The organism is Kitasatospora sp. NPDC001119 (assembly GCF_053598475.1).
Genome location: NZ_JBSFKI010000044.1, coordinates 39,832 through 56,416 on the forward strand (window position 1 = coordinate 39,832; position 16,585 = coordinate 56,416).

Consider the following 16,585-nt stretch of genomic DNA (forward strand, 5'->3'; position numbering starts at 1 on the left):
CCGGCTCGCTCCCGGCCCACCCTCGCCCCGGAAGGCTCACACCGCCATGTCCCTGCCCGCCCCCGCGCCCGTTCTCGCCGAGGTCATACGCTCCGGCTTCGTCGAGGGCCGCCACCGCGGCTCCCTGGTGCTGCTCGCGGCCGACGGCTCGGTCGAGTTCGCGCTCGGCGACCCGGACGCCCCGGTCTTCCCGCGGTCGACCGCCAAGCCGTTCCAGGCGGTGGCCACGCTGCGGGCCGGGCTGGCGATCGAGGGCGAGCTGCTGGCGCTGGCGGCCTCCAGCCACTCCGCGGAATCGTTTCACCTCGATGGCGTGCGGAGCATCCTCGGCTCCGCAGGGCTCGACGAGTCGGCCCTGCGCACGCCGGCCGACCTGCCGCTGGACGAGACCGAGGCGGAGCTGCTGCTCGCCGCCGGCGGCGAGCGCGCCCCGATCCTGATGGACTGCTCCGGCAAGCACGCCGGCTGGCTGGCCGCCTGCACGGCCAACGGCTGGGACACCGAGAGCTACCTCGACCCGGCCCACCCGATCCAGCGGCTGGCCCGCGAGGCCCTGGAGGAGGCCACCGGCGAGACCGCCGCCCACGCCGGGGTGGACGGCTGCGGCGCGCCGCTGCTGGCCGTGTCGCTGACCGGCCTGGCCCGCGGCTACCGCGGCCTGCTGCTGGCCGCCGAGGGCAGCGGGCCGCGCCGCGTCGCCGACGCGATGCGCGCCCACCCCGAGTACGTGGCCGGCACCCGCCGGGCCGACACCTGGCTGATGCGGGCGGTGCCGGGCGCGTTGTCCAAGATGGGCGCCGAGGCCGTCCAGGTGGTCGCGCTGCCGGACGGCCGGGCGCTGGCCTTCAAGATCGAGGACGGCGCCGAGCGGGCCCGCGGCCCGGTGCTGGCGGCCGCGCTGCGCCGGCTCGGGGTGGCCGGGGCGGACGGGACCGTCGAGCGGATCGGCGCGGCCCCGCTGCTCGGCGGCGGCGTGCCGGTCGGCGAGGTGCGGGCGGCGTTCTAGGACCAGCCCGCGGCGTCGGAGGCCACCCGTCGGGGTGCGGGCGGACCCGGGTCGGTGCACGGTGGACCGGGGGGCGTCCGTACAGCTGAGGGAGTCCGCCATGACCGACCATGTGTACCGGGTGACCGAGATCGTCGGGTCCTCGGCCGAGAGCGTCGACGCCGCGATCCGCAACGGGGTGGAGCGGGCCTCCCGGACGCTGCGCAACCTCGACTGGTTCGAGGTCTCGCAGGTCCGGGGCCACCTGGAGGACGGCCGGATCAAGCACTACCAGGTGTGCATCAAGGTCGGCTTCCGGCTGGAGGACTGAGCGCCGGCGAAGCGCTCAGCGCTCCGGCAGCACCAGCGGCACCCCGGTGCGCGGGTGCGCCAGCACCTCGACGGGGTGCCCGTACACCTCGCTGAGCAGCGGCGCCCGCAGCACCTCGGCGACCGGCCCGTCCGCGACCGTCGCCCCGCCCGTCAGCAGGACCACCCGGTCCGCGTAGGCCGCCGCCAGGGACAGGTCGTGCAGCACCACGACCACCCCGTCCCCGGCCGCGGCCCGGGCCCGGGCGACCCGCAGCACCAGCTCCTGGTGGCGCAGGTCGAGGGCGGCGGTCGGCTCGTCCAGCAGGAGCAGCGGGGTGCGCTGGGCCAGCACCCGGGCCAGCGCCACCCGGGCCCGCTCGCCGCCGGACAGGGCGGTGAACGGGCGCCCGGCGAAGGCGGTGGACTTGGTGGCCGCCATCGCCTCGGCCACGGCCGCCGCGTCCTCGGCGGCCGCCGCCGTGCCCGCCCACGGCGCGCGGCCCATCCGGACCACCTCGCCGGCCGGGAACGGGAAGGACAGTGCGGCGGACTGCGGCAACAGGGCGCGGTGCAGGGCGAGTTCGGCGGCGCCGTAGTCGGCCGGCGGGCGGCCGCGCAGGGCGACCGACCCGCCGTCCGGCCGGACGTCGCCGGCCAGTACGGACAGCAGGGTGGACTTGCCGGCGCCGTTCGGCCCGAGCAGCGCGACCAGTTCTCCGGCCGCGACCCGGACGGCGGCGCCGTCCAGCAGCGGGCGCCCGCCGAGACTCAGTCGGACGCCCTCGGCGGCGAGCAACTCGGTTCCGGGCGCCGGTCGTTCGGGGATCTCCCGGTGGCGTCGCAGTCTCACGCCCAGCCTCCCTGCCTGGTCCTGGTCCGGCGCAGCAGCCAGAAGAAGAACGGGCTGCCGATCAGTGCGGTGACCACCCCGAGCGGGATCTCGGCGGGCTCGGCGACGGTGCGGGAGGCGAGGTCGGCGGCCACCAGCACCAGCGCGCCGCCGAGTGCCGAGGCGGGCAGCAGGAAGCGGTGGCCGGGCCCGGCGAGCATCCGCAGCAGGTGCGGGACGACCAGGCCGACGAAGCCGACGATGCCGCTGACCGCCACGGCCGCCGCGGTGAGCAGGGCGACGACGGTGATCAGCGCCAGCCGCATCCGCTCGACGTCCACCCCGAGGTGGCGGGCCGGGCGCTCGCCGAGCGCCAGCAGGTCCAGCCTGCGGGCGTACAGCGGGGCGACGGCCAGGCCGGCCAGCGCGAACGGCAGGACGGCGAGCACCTTGCCCCAGGTGGCCTGGGAGAGCGAGCCGAGCTGCCAGAAGGTGACCTGGCTGATCGCGGCGGGGTCGGCGATGAACAGCAGGATGCCGATCAGCGCGCCGCAGAAGGCGTTCACGGCGACGCCGGTGAGGATCAGCGTGACCACCTCGGTGCGCCCGCCGGAGCGGGACATCGCGTACACCGCGACGACCGTCAGCAGGCCGCCGGCGAAGGCGAAGACGGGGGCCGTCCAACCGCCCAGGGTGTTCAGGCCGAGCACGATGCAGGCCACCGTGCCGACCGCGCTGCCGGAGGAGACCCCGATCACGGCGGGCTCGGCGAGCGGGTTGCCGAACACGCCCTGCATCAGTGCCCCGGCGCAGCCGAGCGAGCCGCCGACCAGCAGGGCGAGCACCACCCGGGGCAGCCGGACGTTCCACAGCACGGACTCGGGCACCCGGTCCAGGGCGTGGCCGCCGAGGCCGAGGCGGTGGGCGGTGGAGGCGAGGATGTCGCCGAGCGGGATGCGGTAGGCGCCGACGCCGGCCGCGAGGAGGGCGCAGAGGAGCAGGGCGGCGGCGAGTCCGGCGGTGAGCAGGGCGGTCCGGCCGGCGGTCGGTGCGGCGCTCTCCCCGGGCGCCTCGCGGGAGGTCTCCTCCCGTACGGCGGTGGTCACTTGGCGTCCGCCGGGTAGAGCTGGGCGGTGATCCCGCGCAGGACCTGCGGGGTGCGCGGGCCGTAGCTGAGCAGCTGGCCGTCCTCGATCGAGACGATCCGGCGGTCGAGCCCGGCCGGGGTCTGGGCGACGCCGGGCAGCTTGAGCAGGCCGTCCGTTCCGCCGACCGAGTCGAGCCCCTTGCTCATCACCAGGATCGCGTCGGGTGCGGCCTTGACCAGGGCCTCGCTGGTGAGCGGGACGAAGTCGTTGGTGAGGCCGGCCGCGGTGCCGGCGTCCTCGCCGCCGACCGCCTCGATCAGCGAGCCGGCGCCGGAGCCGGGGCCGCCGAGCAGGTAGACGGAGGCGCTGCCGCGCAGGTAGAGGAAGGCGACCCGGGGGTGCCGGCCGTCGGCCGGGACGGCGGCCATGGCCTGGTCGATCCGCTGCTCGGTGCGCTCCTTGAGCTGCCGTCCGGCGTCCGGGACGCCGAGTGCGGCGGCGACGGTGTCGATGCGCGGTCCGACGTCGGCCAGCCGCTTGGCGTCGTCCAGGACGATCAGCGGGACGCCGGCCGCCCGGATCTGCGCGATCGCCTCGGCCGGGCCGGTGGAGCGGTCGGCGAGGACGACGGTGGGGTGCAGTGAGAGCACGCCCTCGGCGGAGACGTCGTGGGCCTGGGTGATCACCGGCAGGGCGGCGGCCTGTTCGAAGGTGGTGGAGACGTCCCTGGCGACCACCTTGGGGCCGAGGCCGAGGCTGAACACCAGCTCGGCGAGGCTGCCGTTGAGCGGGATGACCCGTTCGGCGCTGGTGACGGTGACCTGGCGGCCGTCGGCGGAGGCGGTGGTGGCCGGGAGCCGGGGGGCGGGCTCGCCGGGCAGCGGTTCGACGGCGTCGGGGGTGCGGGAGACGGCCGCCCCCGCTGCCCCGGCCGTCCCGCTCGCGGCGCCGCAGGCGGTGAGGGCGAGCAGCAGGCCGAGGGCGAGCAGCAGGAGGACGGGCCCGCGGGCCGCCCCGGATCGGATCGTAACGCTGCTCAACCTGGTTCCCTTCACCGGGAGTTGGTGCCTGTGGCGCCCCGCCGCCGGGGGAGGGGGCGGCGGGGCTCTTGACTCATATATTAGGTTAGCCTTACCTGAGTTCCGCAAGGGGGTGGTGCCCACCGGGCCCTCCTTGCGGCATCCCCCCATGCCCCCTGAGGAGTGATTCGCCGTGCCCCTGTCCAGCCGGCTCCGCCGTCTGGCCGCCGCCCTGGTGGCCTCCCTCGCCGCCCTGCTGGCCGTGGGCCTGTCGCCGGGGCCGGCGGCCGCCGCCGAGGGCAGGGTCTCCGGCGGACGGCTGGACTGGGGCATCAAGCAGTCCTTCCTGACCTACGTCACCGGGCCCATCGCCAAGGGGAGTTGGGGGCTGACCGGCGGCGCGGCCACGGTCGGCGGCAGCACCTTCCGGTTCCACTCGGCGAACGGCACGTACGATCCGGCGGCCGGCGCGCTGACCGCCGCCTTCTCCGGCGGCGTGCGGTTCACCGGGCACCAGGAGGGCGGCTCCAACGCGCTCGACCTGAGCATCGGCCGGCTCACCTTCAAGGCCGTCCAGGGCGGCGCGGCCGGGCTGTACGCCGACGTCAGCGGCAAGTCCAAGGAGACCGGGCAGGTCAGCAGCGCGAGCCAGGCCAAGCTGGCCGACCTCTCGCTGGCCGGCGTCGACCTGCGCGGCGCGGCCGGCACCCTGACGCTGAGCGGTGTCCCGGCGACCCTCACCGACGCCGGGGCGAAGGCCTTCGGCGGCTTCTACCAGGCCGGCACGGCCCTCGACCCGCTCAGCCTCTCGGTCAACCTGCCCGCCGCGCAGCCGACGCCGGCGGCACCCGCCCCGACGTCCGGCGCGGCCGCCACGGCCGTGCCCGCGACCACGCCGCCGGCGACCGCCCCGTCGCCGGCCGAGCCGGCCGCCCCGCCGGCCACCGAGCCGGCCGCCCAGGCCCCGGCCCGTACCGGGTTCGCCGACGGCGCCCTCGACTGGGGCGTGCGCCGCACCTTCCGGGACTACGTCACCGGCGCGATCGCCCAAGGCCGTTGGGAGCTCGGCGGCGGCGCGGCCGATGGCGGCGCGTTCTTCCGCTGGACCCCGGCCAAGGGCGCGTACGACCCGGCGACCGGCGAGCTGACCGCCGCCTTCACCGGCACCGTCCGCTTCACCGGCATGCGCGCCGGCGACGGCTACGGCCTGGACCTCACCCTCGCCAACCCGGGCGTCAGCGTCTCCGGCGGCCAGGGCCGACTGCTCGCCGACGTCTCCGGCCGGACCCCGGACGGTGGCACCCGGCAGCTCCCCGGCGTCGAGCTGGCGACCTTCGACCCGGCCGGCCTCAAGGCCGAGGGCGGCCTGCTGACGGCCGTCGAACTGCCGCTCACGCTCGCCGAGGGCGGCGCCGAGGCCTTCGGCGGCCTGTACCCGGCGGGCACCGCGATGGACCCGCTGAGCTTCGCCGTCGCCCTCGACCCGGCCGCCGCGCTGCCCCCGCTGCCCGACCTCGGCAGCGCCCCGGCCACCCCGCCGGGCGCCGTCGCGAGCCCGCCCGCCTCCCCGGCCGCCGCGCCCGTCGCCGCGTCCTCCCCGGACGGCGTCCCGGTGCCGGCCGTGGTCGGCGGCGCGGTGCTGGTGGCGGCCCTCGCCACCACCGGCGGCCTGCTCGTCCGCCGCCGCCGGGCGGCCGCCGCGGCCGGGGCCCCCGCCGCCGGGCCCGACGCCGACGACGCGGCCTGACCCCTCCGGGAGCGTCCCCCCGCTCCCTCCCCCCATCCGAACGGAGTACCCAGCATGTCCCGCAACCGCACCCGGCTGGCCGCCCTCGCGGCCGCCACCGCCGGCCTCGGCCTGACCGCCCTCGGCGCCCCCGCACTGGCTTTCGGCGCGGGCGGCCCGAGCAGCGTCACGTACGACACCGGAGCGCTGGACTGGGGCGTGAAGGCCAGCTTCCGCAGCTACATCGAGGGCCCGGCCTCCCAGGGCGGCGCGATCGAGCTGACCGGCGGCGCGACCCGCAACGCCGACGGCACCTTCCACTTCGGCCTGGCGAACGCGGCGTACGACCTCACCACGCACGCGCTCAGCTCCTCCTTCACCGGCGGCGTGCACTTCACCGCCCACCACGGCGCGCTGGACGTCGCGCTCAGCGACCTGCGGATCACCACCTCCGGCACCACCGGCACGCTGACCGCCGACACCGCCTCCAAGGAGTCGGTGGGCGCCGCCGACGTCACCCGCCGGGACGACGTGCCGCTGGTGACGTTCACCGTCGCGCGGGACACCACCAACGGGACGCCCGCCGCGGCCAAGCTGACCGAGCAGGGCGCCCGGGCCTTCGCCGGCTTCTACCCGGCGGGGGCGGACATGGACCCGCTGTCGCTGCTGCTGAAGCAGAGCCCGGCCACGACCCCGCCGACCGTGCCGCCGACCGCGACGGCCACCGCCACGCCGTCCGCCACCTCCTCGCCGAGCACGGGCCCGACCGGCGGCCCCACCGGCAGCCCGAGCGCGAGCCCCACCGCCACGGCCACCGGCACGCCGACCGCGGCCCCGTCGTCCGGCACCCCCTCGGCCGGCTCCTCGCCGTCGGCCACCCAGGCGCCCGGCGCCACCGCCTCCCCGTCCGCGAGCGGGGGCCCCGGCACGGCCCCGGCCACCCTGCCGGTGGTGAACGGGACGCTGGACTGGAAGGTCAAGGAGAGCTTCCGCACGTACCTGGAGTCCCCGATGGCCGCCGGGAAGGTCGAGTTCGGCGGCGGCGCGGCCGACTACCGCTTCGGCGGTGCCACCGGCGCCTACAACACCACCGACCACTCCCTGAGCGCCGCCTTCAACGGCTCGGTCCGCTTCCTCGGCCACCCCGGCAAGGACGGCTGGGCGCTGGACACCACGCTCTCCAAGCTGGGCCTGACCATCGACCGGGACGGCGCCTTCCTGACCGCCGACGTCAACGGCAAGTCCCAGGACGGCGGTTCGACCTCGCTGAGCGGTGTCAGGATCGCCCGGCTGGACGTCCCGGCCTCCGCCCTGAAGCCGGTCGGCGGCGTGGTGACGCTCTCCGGCGTTCCGGCCACGCTCACCGCCGAGGGGGTGCCGGCCTTCTCCAACTACCCGGCCGGTACGGCCCTGGACCCGGTCAGCGCCACCCTCGCCTTCGACAAGGACGCCAAGCTGCCGCCGGCCGGCTCCTCCGGCAACGGCAACGGCAGCGCCGGCGGCGGTTCCGCGGCCGGCGGCGGCCAGGGCACCGGCAGCGGTACCTCCGGTGGGGCCTCGCTGACCACCGGCGGCCTGAGCGGTACGGGCGGCGGCTCGCTGGCCGCCACCGGTGCGGACACCCCGGTGGTCCCGCTGCTGGCCACCGCGGCCGGTCTGCTGCTGGTCGGCGGCAGCGCCACCGTCCTGGTGCGCAACCGCCGTGGCGCGGTCCAGGCCTGACACCCGGACGGAGTGCCGAAACGGCCCCGGCGAGCAAGCGCTCGCCGGGGCCGTTTCCCGTGACCGGGGTAAGGAGGAACGTTTACGCACTCAGCGGGTAGCGCGTGTCCAGGTCGCGGAAGACCGCCCCGTTGAGCACGAAGGCCCGCTTGCACTCCTCGACCACCCGGCGCCGCTCGACCTCGTCCATCGCCTCCCCGGCCGCGTCCAGCTTCGCCCGGTACTCGCGCTTGAAGGCGGCCGGGTTGTCGACCTCCTCGAAGACGTAGAACCGCACGCCGTCGCCCTTGCGCTCGAAGCCCCAGGTCTTCTCCGCTATGCCCCGGATGATCTGACCGCCCGACAGGTCGCCCAGGTAGCGGGTGTAGTGGTGCGCGAGGTACCCGGCCGGCCACTCGGCGGCCAGCTCCTCCAGCCGGGCGACGTACGCGGCGGTGGCCGGCAGCGGGGCCAGGCCGTCCCGCCAGTCGGGCCCGCGCAGGTGCGCCAGGTCGCGCTCGATGGCGGCGGTGCGCAGCAGCGCCCGGTCGATGAAGGGGCCCGCCAGCGGGTGCTCCGCGAGCTGCTCGGCCCGCTCTTCCAGGGCCCGGTAGACGTGCCAGAGCTGGCCGGTGAGGTCGGCGTACGCCTCGATCCCGAGACCGCCGCCCAGCAGCCGGCTCATGAACGAGGACTGTTCGGCGGCCTCGTGCTCCTCGCTGCTGGCGGTGCGGAGCACGGTGGAGAACGGGGCGGGCGCGGGCGTGGGCATGCGGCCTCCAGGGTCCGGGATCGGCCGGTGGGAATCGGCTGAATGTGTGGTTAGCCTAACCTAACTTCGCGTCTTGCCGACAGGCTGTCGGCAAGACGTCCCGTCCCCGGACACGACAGAGGCCGGGGTCCGCGGACGAATCCGCGAACCCCGGCCCCGGGCTGTCCCGACCTGCCTCCGACCGTCCCCGGCCGAGTGGGATCGGAACGACGGCTCAGTGGCCGCCCTGCTCCGCCAGACGCTTGATCGAAGCGGTGACCTCGGCCTCGGCCTCGGCGCGGCCGACCCAGTTGGCGCCCTCGACCGACTTGCCCGGCTCCAGGTCCTTGTAGACCTCGAAGAAGTGCTGGATCTCCAGGCGGTCGAACTCCGACACGTGGTGGATGTCGCGCAGGTGCTCCCAGCGCGGGTCCGTCGCCGGGACGCAGAGCAGCTTGTCGTCGCCGCCGGCCTCGTCGGTCATCTGGAACATGCCGATGGCGCGGCACTTGATGAGGCAGCCCGGGAAGGTCGGCTCGTCCAGGATGACCAGGGCGTCCAGCGGGTCGCCGTCCTCGCCGAGCGTGCCCTCGACGTAGCCGTAGTCGGCCGGGTAGCGGGTCGAGGTGAAGAGCATCCGGTCGAGCCGCAGACGGCCGGTCTCGTGGTCGACCTCGTACTTGTTACGAGAGCCCTTCGGGATTTCGATAAGGACGTCGAACTCCAACGGTTCCTCCAAGGTAGGGACTGACAGAATCCAAGTGTCTCCTACGGGAGCGGGTGCTCGGGAAAGGGGCCGGTCGGTGGGCACAGGGGGAGGGGCGGCGGGCCGCCGCGGGGGGACGGCCGCGGGGCTGTTCGGAGCGGCGCTCCTGGTCGTCGGTACGGTCCTGACCTCGGGTGGTGCGGTCGCGCAGCCGGCCCCGCCGCCGGGCGGGCACAGCGCCGGGCCGGGCGAGGGCGAGGACCACGACGGACCGAACGGCCACGGCGGGAGGAAGGGCGACCACGGGAAGGGCGGCGCCGGTCCCCGGTCGAACGACGACCCGGCTGCCGCGCCCGCCCGTCGCGCCGCGCCGCCCGCCGCGCCCACGCCCGCGGCCTCCGTGCCCGGCGCCCCCGTGCCCGCCACCGGGGGTGGCGACGCGTCCGCTGCGCGCCCGGCCCCCGCGCCGGGCGCCGTCCTGGCCGCCGTCGAGGGCGGCCCGGGCGCCGCCGTCCCCACCGCGCAGGGCCTCCGGCAGGCGCTCGCCGCCGCGCTCGCCGACAAGAACCTCGGCGAGGTCACCTTCGCCGTCGCGGACGCCGGCACCGGCCAACTCCTGTACGGCTCCGGGGAGAACACCCCCGCCACCCCCGCCTCCACCACCAAGCTGGCCACCGCGGTCGCGGCCCTGTCCCTCATCCCGGGCGACACCCGGCTGCACACCCGGGTGGTCCAGGGCGCGGCCCCGGGCACCATCACCCTGGTCGGCGGCGGCGACCCGACGCTCACCGCGCTGCCCGCCGACCAGGTGCAGATCGGCGGTCAGCCGGCCGACGCCGACACCGCCCCCGCCTCACTGGACTCCCTCGCCCAGCAGACCGCCGACAGCCTCAAGGGCCTCGGCACCACGACGGTCCAGCTGGACTACGACCTGTCGATGTACGCGGGCGGCCCGCAGCACAGGAACCACGACGCCCAGAACATCGCCCTGGTGGTCCCGCTGATGGTGGACGAGGCCAAGGCGGACCCGAAGAGCCGGGAGGACGCGCCGGACCGGGTCGCCGACCCGGCGGCCGCGGCCGCCGAGGCCTTCGCCGCGCTGCTCCGGGCCCGCGGCATCACCGTGACGGGCAAGGCCGGCCCCGCCGCCGCGCCCGCGCCCGCCCCGACCGCCACCGGCACGGCGCCCCTCGGCGACGTCTTCTCGCCGACCGTCGCCCGGCTGGTCGAACGCCTGCTGACCACCTCCGACAACCAGCTCGCCGAGGCGATCGCCCGTCAGGTCGCCATCGCCGCCCACCAGCCCGCGAGCTTCGAGGGCGCCGCGGCCGCCGTCACCCAGGAGCTCACCCGGCTCGGCGTGCCGATGGGCACCGTGGTCCTCAACGACGGCAGCGGCCTGCACCCGGGCAACGCGATACCGCCCGCCGTCCTGGTCCGACTCCTCGCGCTGGCCGCCTCCGAGCAGCACCCCGCCCTGCGCCCGGTGCTCACCGGCCTCCCGGTCGCCGGCTTCACCGGCACCCTCAACAAGCGGTACGGCTCCGGGTCCGGCGCCGCTGACGCGGCCGGGCTGATCCGCGCCAAGACCGGCACCCTCAGCGGCGTCAACACCCTCGCGGGCACCGTCGTCGACGCCGACGGCCGCCTGCTCGCCTTCGCCGTCATGACCCGTACCGCCGCCCCCGCCGACACCGCCCGCGCCGCGATGGACCGCGTCGCCGCCCGCCTCACCACCTGCGGCTGCCACTGACCCGCCGCCGCGCACCGGTCCGCCGCCCACCGCCGGGCACGCCCCGGGGCCCGGCCGGCTCCCGGTCGCGGCCGGAGACCGGTGGGGCCGGGGCCCGTTGGGGAGAGGTGTTCGCGGCGGGTGGCTGCCGTTGGTGGTGGGGAGCACGTACGGTGAGGGCATGACGAGCGCGAGTGGCGGTGCTGACATGGTCGACTGGAACCTCGCGGTCGCAACCGCGACCAGGTTGGTTCGGCCGGGTCCGGAAGTGAGCCGGGAGGAAGCGGCGGCGGTGGTCGCCGAGCTGCGCCGGCACGCCCTGGAGGCGGAGGAGCACGTGCGGGCGTTCACCGGCATGCGTTCGTCCAGCCTGTCCCAGGCCGCGGCGACGCCGGTGCTGGTGGTGGACCGTCCGGGGTGGATCCGGGCCAACGTGGCGGGCTTCCGCACGGTCGTCCAGCCGCTGGTGGAGAAGCTCCAGGCGCGTCGGGCGAACAGCACGGCGGCCGGGGTGTTCGGCGCGGTGGGCGAGAAGGCGACCGGGATCGAGGTCGGGGCGCTGCTGGCGTTCCTGTCCACCAAGGTGCTGGGCCAGTACGAGACCTTCGCCCCGGCCGAGCCCCCGCTGGAGGCGCCGGACAGCCCGGCGGCGCTGTTCGACAAGCCGCGGCTGGGGCCGGAGGGCCCCGGGCCGGGCCGGCTGCTGCTGGTGGCGCCGAACATCGTGCACGTCGAGCGGGAGCTGGACGTCGACCCGTCCGACTTCCGGCTCTGGGTGTGCCTGCACGAGGAGACGCACCGGACGCAGTTCACCGCGGTGCCGTGGCTGCGCGACCACATCCAGTCCGAGGTGCAGTCCTTCCTCGCCGAGACGGACGTCGACCCGGGCGCCCTGCTGGAGCGGTTGCGGGACGCGGCGGGTTCGCTCGGCGGCCTGCCGGGTGGCGGCAGCCGGGAGGGCGCCTCCTCCGGGAACCTGCTGGAGATCGTCCAGTCGCCCGCGCAGCGCGAGATCCTCGGCCGGCTGACGGCCGTGATGTCGCTGCTGGAGGGCCACGCGGACGTGGTGATGGACGGCGTCGGGCCGGCCGTGGTGCCGACGGTCGCCGAGATCCGGGAGAAGTTCCAGCAGCGCCGGGACCGCGGCGCCAACCGGCTCGACCTGCTGCTGCGCCGGCTGCTCGGCATGGACGCGAAGCTGCGCCAGTACCAGGACGGCGCGGTGTTCGTGCGCGGGGTGGTGGAGCAGGTCGGCATGGAGGGGTTCAACCGGGTGTGGACCTCCCCGAACACCCTGCCCACCAAGGACGAGATCCACGACCCGGCCGCCTGGGTGGCCCGGGTGGCCCGCTGAGCGCGGTCGTGACGCGGGCGCGCCGTACGCCGGACGGCAAGCGGCGCGCGCCGGTCAAACCCGCTCGTACGAGTGGTCCAATCAGGCCGACGACGAGTGAAGAAGCGTTTCTTCATTCACCCGAACGTGGGACGGTCGACCTGCCGGGGGCGCGGGTGGCGTAGTGGGTGGCCACTATCTGCCACCATCTGTGAGCGCCCGGTAACCGGGTGCTCATGCGGGTGCGCGGTCCCCGCCGCGTCCGCCGCACGTCCTGTCCCCCCTCCGTCGAGGAGTCGTCCGCCGTGGGTCCTCACCCCGCCGTCGCCGCGATACGCCTGGCCGTTCGCCGTACGCTCACCGACCTCGCCGCCGAGGCCGGTTCCACCTTCACCGCGCCCGTGCGCCGACCGCGGGAGCGCCCGGCCGGGGCGCCGCTGGTGGGTGCCGCGGTCGGCACCACCCTGATCGGCAACGCCGCGCGCCACCCCTCCGGGCTGCCCCGGACCCCGGCCGCGCCCGGCTCGCCGCTGGTCCTGGTCGCGGTCAGCGGCGGCGCCGACTCGATGGCGCTGGCCATCGCCGCCGCCTTCGAAGCCCCCAAGATCGGCCTGCGGGTCGGCGCCGTCACCGTCGACCACGGCCTCCAGGCGGGATCCGCCGAGCGCGCCGCCCAGGTGGCCGACCGGCTGCGCAGCCTCGGCCTCGACCCGGTGGAGGCGGTCCCGGTCCGGGTCGGCCGCGCCGGGGGCCCGGAGGCCGCCGCCCGGGACGCCCGCTACGCCGCCCTGGACGCGGCCGCCGACCGCCACGGCGCGATCGCGGTGCTGCTCGGCCACACCCGGGACGACCAGGCCGAGACCGTGCTGCTGGGCCTGGCCCGCGGCTCCGGCTCCCGCTCGCTGGCCGGGATGCCCGCCCAGAAGGGCCGCTACCGCCGCCCGCTGCTGGAGCTGGACCGGGCGGCCACCCGGCAGGCCTGCGCCGCCCAGTCGATCCCGGTCTGGGACGACCCGCACAACTGTGATCCCGCCTACACCCGCTCCCGGGTCCGCCACGAGGTGCTGCCGGTCCTGGAGAAGCACCTGGGCGGCGGGGTGGTCGAGGCGCTGGCCCGCACCGCCCGGCTGTTCCGCGACGACGCCGACGCCCTCGACCAGTGGGCCGCACTGGCCGAACGCGACCTCCGTACGGGCGACGGCGCCCTGGACGCCGTGAAGCTGGCCGAACTGCCGCCCGCGGTGCGCCGCCGGGTGCTGCGCCGGGCCGCGCTGCGGGCGGGCTGTCCGGCCGGGGACCTGTTCGCCCGGCACCTGGAGACGATCGACCTGCTGGTCACCGGATGGCGCGGACAGGGCCCGCTGCACCTACCCGGGGGCGTCGAGGCCACCCGCAGGTGTGGCACGCTGGTCTTTCGGCGGCAGGGCGACTGACGGGCGAGGCATGCCCAGGGGGAGCCGACCGCCGGCCACACAGACCCCGAACGTTTGAGGACGTATCCCCGGTGGACCAGAACGACATGGGCGCTGACCTCGCGAAGGTGCTCATCAGCAAGGACGAGATCGACGCCAAGCTCCTGGAGCTGGCCGAGCGAATCGACCGGGACTACGCAGGCAAGGACCTGCTGATCGTCGGCGTCCTCAAGGGGGCTGTGATGGTCATGGCCGACCTGGCCCGGACCCTGCACTCGCAGGTCACCATGGACTGGATGGCCGTCTCCTCGTACGGGATGGGCACCAAGTCCTCCGGTGTGGTGCGGATCCTGAAGGACCTGGACACCGACATCGCCGGCCGTGACGTCCTGATCGTCGAGGACATCATCGACTCCGGTCTGACGCTGTCCTGGCTGCTCGGCAACCTGGGCTCGCGCGGTCCGGCCTCGCTGGAGGTCTGCGCGCTGCTCCGCAAGCCGGACGCCGCCAAGGTCGAGATCGACGTCAAGTACGTCGGCTTCGACATCCCCAACGAGTTCGTGGTCGGCTACGGCCTGGACTACGCGGAGAAGCTGCGCAACCTCCCCTTCATCGGGACCCTCGCCCCGCACGTCTACGGCGGCTGACGGCCCCGTTCGGGTTACGGGCGGGAACAGTAGGCCGTTCCCGCCCGTTGGACCCCCGGGGACAAAGAACCACAGCCGTCTCGCCGTGCTCCCGCCATGGGTGGGTCCGACTGCGGTACGGTCCAATAAACCGCTCTTCACATGAGCACCAATCGGATTGCGCCGCGGCCCAACAGCCCCCCGGCGCCGTTGAGTGGCAGGAGGGACGGGGCGGCAACGCCCCGCATGGATGGACGTCAAGCGATACTTCCGTGCGCCGATCATGTGGATCGTGCTGGCCGTCCTCGCCGTCATCGTGCTGATGCAGGTCGTTTCGGACTCCAACGGCTACAAGACGGTGGACACCGGTCAGGTCGTCGCGGCGATCGACGCGCACAACGTCAAGTCGGCGCAGATCACCACCGGTGACTCGAACACGATCAAGATCCAGCTCAAGGACGGCGCCACGCTGCCCAGTGCCGGAACGGGCAAGACCCCGTCCGGTACCAAGTTCCAGGCCTCTTACATCGGCGACCAGGGTGTCGCCATCGCCGACAAGCTCCAGGCCCAGGTCAACGACAAGGACGCGAGCACGCTCGCCGAGGGCTACACGATCAGCCCGGAGAAGCAGAGCACCTTCGTCAGCCTGCTGCTGTCGATGCTCCCGATCGTGATCATCGTCCTGGTCTTCCTGTTCCTGATGAACCAGATGCAGGGCGGCGGCTCCAGGGTCATGCAGTTCGGCAAGTCCAAGGCCAAGCTGCTCACCAAGGACACCCCGAAGACCACCTTCGCCGACGTCGCCGGCGCGGACGAGGCGGTCGAGGAGCTCCACGAGATCAAGGAGTTCCTCCAGGAGCCGGCCAAGTTCCAGGCCGTCGGCGCCAAGATCCCCAAGGGCGTGCTGCTCTACGGCCCGCCCGGCACCGGCAAGACCCTGCTGGCCCGCGCCGTCGCGGGCGAGGCCGGGGTGCCCTTCTACTCCATCTCCGGCTCGGACTTCGTCGAGATGTTCGTCGGTGTCGGCGCCAGCCGCGTCCGCGACCTCTTCGAGCAGGCCAAGGCGAACGCCCCGGCGATCGTCTTCGTCGACGAGATCGACGCCGTCGGCCGGCACCGCGGCGCGGGCCTCGGCGGCGGCCACGACGAGCGCGAGCAGACCCTCAACCAGCTGCTGGTCGAGATGGACGGCTTCGACGTCAAGGGCGGCGTGATCCTGATCGCCGCGACCAACCGCCCCGACATCCTGGACCCGGCGCTGCTGCGCCCGGGCCGCTTCGACCGCCAGATCGCGGTCGAGCGCCCCGACCTCCAGGGCCGGCTGGACATCCTCAAGGTGCACCAGAAGGGCAAGCCGATCGCGCCCGACGTCGACCTGTCGGCCGTCGCCAAGCGCACCCCCGGCTTCACCGGTGCCGACCTGTCGAACGTCCTCAACGAGGCGGCGCTGCTGACCGCCCGCTCGGACAAGAAGCTGATCGACAACGGCATCCTGGACGAGGCGATCGACCGCGTCGTGGCCGGTCCGCAGAAGCGCACGCGGATCATGTCCGACCGGGAGAAGAAGATCACCGCGTACCACGAGGGCGGCCACGCCCTGGTCGCGGCGGCCTGCCAGTACAGCGACCCGGTGCACAAGATCACCATCCTGTCCCGCGGCCGGGCCCTCGGCTACACCATGGTGCTGCCGGACGAGGACAAGTACTCCACCACCCGCAACGAGATGCTCGACCAGCTCGCCTACATGATGGGCGGGCGCGCGGCGGAGGAGCTGGTCTTCCACGACCCGACCACCGGTGCCTCGAACGACATCGAGAAGGCCACCGCGACGGCCCGGGCCATGGTCACCCAGTACGGCATGACCGAGCGCCTCGGCGCGATCAAGTTCGGCTCGGACAACTCGGAGCCGTTCCTCGGCCGCGAGATGGGCCACCAGCGCGACTACTCGGAAGAGGTCGCCGGGCTGGTCGACGAAGAGGTCAAGAAGCTCATCGACACGGCGCACAACGAGGCCTGGGAGATCCTGGTCGAGAACCGCGACGTGCTCGACAACCTGGTCCTGGAGCTCCTGGAGAAGGAGACCCTGAACAAGGAGCAGATCGCCGAGGTCTTCGCCCCGATCGTCAAGCGCCCGACCCGGCCGGCCTGGACGGGCTCCGCCCGCCGCACGCCGTCCACCCGGCCTCCGGTGCAGTCCCCGAAGGAGCTGGCGCTCACCAACGGCGCCGCCTCCGGCGAGGCCGCTCCGGTGGACGTCGTGAAGCTCCCGCCGCTGCCGGCCACCGAGCCGCCGACCGAGGGCTGACCCCCGCTCCGTAGGGAATGGATGCCGCGTCACCAGGGTTTGTACCCTGGAGGCGCGGCA

At 74.8% G+C, this 16,585-nt stretch carries 14 protein-coding genes; 9 read left to right on the forward strand and 5 right to left on the reverse strand.

Features of this window, described 5'->3' with window-relative positions:
* The first annotated feature begins 46 nt into the window (after nucleotides 1-46).
* Both ACWDD9_RS36755 and ACWDD9_RS36760 read left to right on the forward strand, forming a co-directional pair.
* Complete coding sequence (locus tag ACWDD9_RS36755; RefSeq protein ID WP_388051627.1) at nucleotides 47-1,006, forward strand: asparaginase; 960 nt, start codon at nucleotides 47-49, stop codon at nucleotides 1,004-1,006.
* Nucleotides 1,007-1,106: 100 nt separating this feature from the next.
* Nucleotides 1,107-1,316: a dodecin gene (locus tag ACWDD9_RS36760; RefSeq protein WP_049661518.1), complete on the forward strand. Its 210-nt coding sequence runs from the start codon at nucleotides 1,107-1,109 to the stop codon at nucleotides 1,314-1,316.
* A 15-nt stretch (nucleotides 1,317-1,331) separates the two neighbouring features.
* Here ACWDD9_RS36760 and ACWDD9_RS36765 read toward each other — a convergent pair whose 3' ends face one another.
* The 3 genes from ACWDD9_RS36765 to ACWDD9_RS36775 are packed head-to-tail and all read right to left on the reverse strand — an operon-like array spanning nucleotide 1,332 to nucleotide 4,254.
* Nucleotides 1,332-2,141: a heme ABC transporter ATP-binding protein gene (locus tag ACWDD9_RS36765; protein ID WP_449813996.1), complete on the reverse strand. Its 810-nt coding sequence runs from the start codon at nucleotides 2,139-2,141 to the stop codon at nucleotides 1,332-1,334.
* A gap of 2 nt (nucleotides 2,142-2,143) precedes the next feature.
* The gene (locus tag ACWDD9_RS36770; RefSeq protein WP_117489025.1) at nucleotides 2,144-3,232 is read right to left on the reverse strand and encodes a FecCD family ABC transporter permease; all 1,089 of its coding nucleotides are present in this window, start codon (nucleotides 3,230-3,232) and stop codon (nucleotides 2,144-2,146) included.
* A complete protein-coding gene (locus tag ACWDD9_RS36775) occupies nucleotides 3,229-4,254 on the reverse strand; it encodes a heme/hemin ABC transporter substrate-binding protein (protein WP_387976273.1) in 1,026 nt (341 codons plus the stop codon). The genes ACWDD9_RS36770 and ACWDD9_RS36775 overlap by 4 nt, the downstream gene beginning before the upstream one ends.
* Before the next feature lie 172 nt (nucleotides 4,255-4,426).
* On the opposite strand from ACWDD9_RS36775, the gene ACWDD9_RS36780 reads away from it, so the two are divergent.
* Together ACWDD9_RS36780 and ACWDD9_RS36785 are read left to right on the forward strand one after the other, a co-directional pair.
* Nucleotides 4,427-5,980, forward strand: a complete 1,554-nt coding sequence (locus ACWDD9_RS36780) for an HtaA domain-containing protein (protein WP_449813987.1) — start codon at nucleotides 4,427-4,429, stop codon at nucleotides 5,978-5,980.
* 54 nt (nucleotides 5,981-6,034) lie between these two features.
* A complete protein-coding gene (locus ACWDD9_RS36785; protein ID WP_449813988.1) occupies nucleotides 6,035-7,681 on the forward strand; it encodes an HtaA domain-containing protein in 1,647 nt (548 codons plus the stop codon).
* Nucleotides 7,682-7,763: 82 nt separating this feature from the next.
* Here the strand turns inward: ACWDD9_RS36785 and ACWDD9_RS36790 are convergent, their stop codons facing one another.
* Together ACWDD9_RS36790 and ACWDD9_RS36795 are read right to left on the reverse strand one after the other, a co-directional pair.
* The gene (locus ACWDD9_RS36790; protein ID WP_449813989.1) at nucleotides 7,764-8,432 is read right to left on the reverse strand and encodes a biliverdin-producing heme oxygenase; all 669 of its coding nucleotides are present in this window, start codon (nucleotides 8,430-8,432) and stop codon (nucleotides 7,764-7,766) included.
* A gap of 214 nt (nucleotides 8,433-8,646) precedes the next feature.
* Entirely contained in the window at nucleotides 8,647-9,138 is a 492-nt protein-coding gene (locus ACWDD9_RS36795; RefSeq protein WP_030244505.1) for an inorganic diphosphatase, read from the reverse strand.
* A 76-nt stretch (nucleotides 9,139-9,214) separates the two neighbouring features.
* Here ACWDD9_RS36795 and dacB point away from each other — a divergent pair, with 76 nt between their 5' ends.
* The 5 genes from dacB (at nucleotide 9,215) to ftsH (ending at nucleotide 16,525) form a co-directional block, all read left to right on the forward strand.
* A complete protein-coding gene (gene dacB / locus ACWDD9_RS36800; RefSeq protein WP_449813990.1) occupies nucleotides 9,215-10,870 on the forward strand; it encodes a D-alanyl-D-alanine carboxypeptidase/D-alanyl-D-alanine endopeptidase in 1,656 nt (551 codons plus the stop codon).
* Nucleotides 10,871-11,030: 160 nt separating this feature from the next.
* Nucleotides 11,031-12,203, forward strand: a complete 1,173-nt coding sequence (locus tag ACWDD9_RS36805; protein ID WP_049659916.1) for a zinc-dependent metalloprotease — start codon at nucleotides 11,031-11,033, stop codon at nucleotides 12,201-12,203.
* A gap of 284 nt (nucleotides 12,204-12,487) precedes the next feature.
* Nucleotides 12,488-13,615 (forward strand): tRNA lysidine(34) synthetase TilS, encoded by a 1,128-nt coding sequence (gene tilS, locus ACWDD9_RS36810; protein WP_074006435.1) that lies wholly within the window; start codon nucleotides 12,488-12,490, stop codon nucleotides 13,613-13,615.
* A 71-nt stretch (nucleotides 13,616-13,686) separates the two neighbouring features.
* Nucleotides 13,687-14,241, forward strand: coding sequence for a hypoxanthine phosphoribosyltransferase (gene hpt / locus ACWDD9_RS36815; protein WP_049654051.1), 555 nt, complete (start codon nucleotides 13,687-13,689; stop codon nucleotides 14,239-14,241).
* Nucleotides 14,242-14,470: 229 nt separating this feature from the next.
* Nucleotides 14,471-16,525, forward strand: coding sequence for an ATP-dependent zinc metalloprotease FtsH (gene ftsH, locus ACWDD9_RS36820; protein ID WP_074006436.1), 2,055 nt, complete (start codon nucleotides 14,471-14,473; stop codon nucleotides 16,523-16,525).
* Nucleotides 16,526-16,585: the final 60 nt, after the last annotated feature.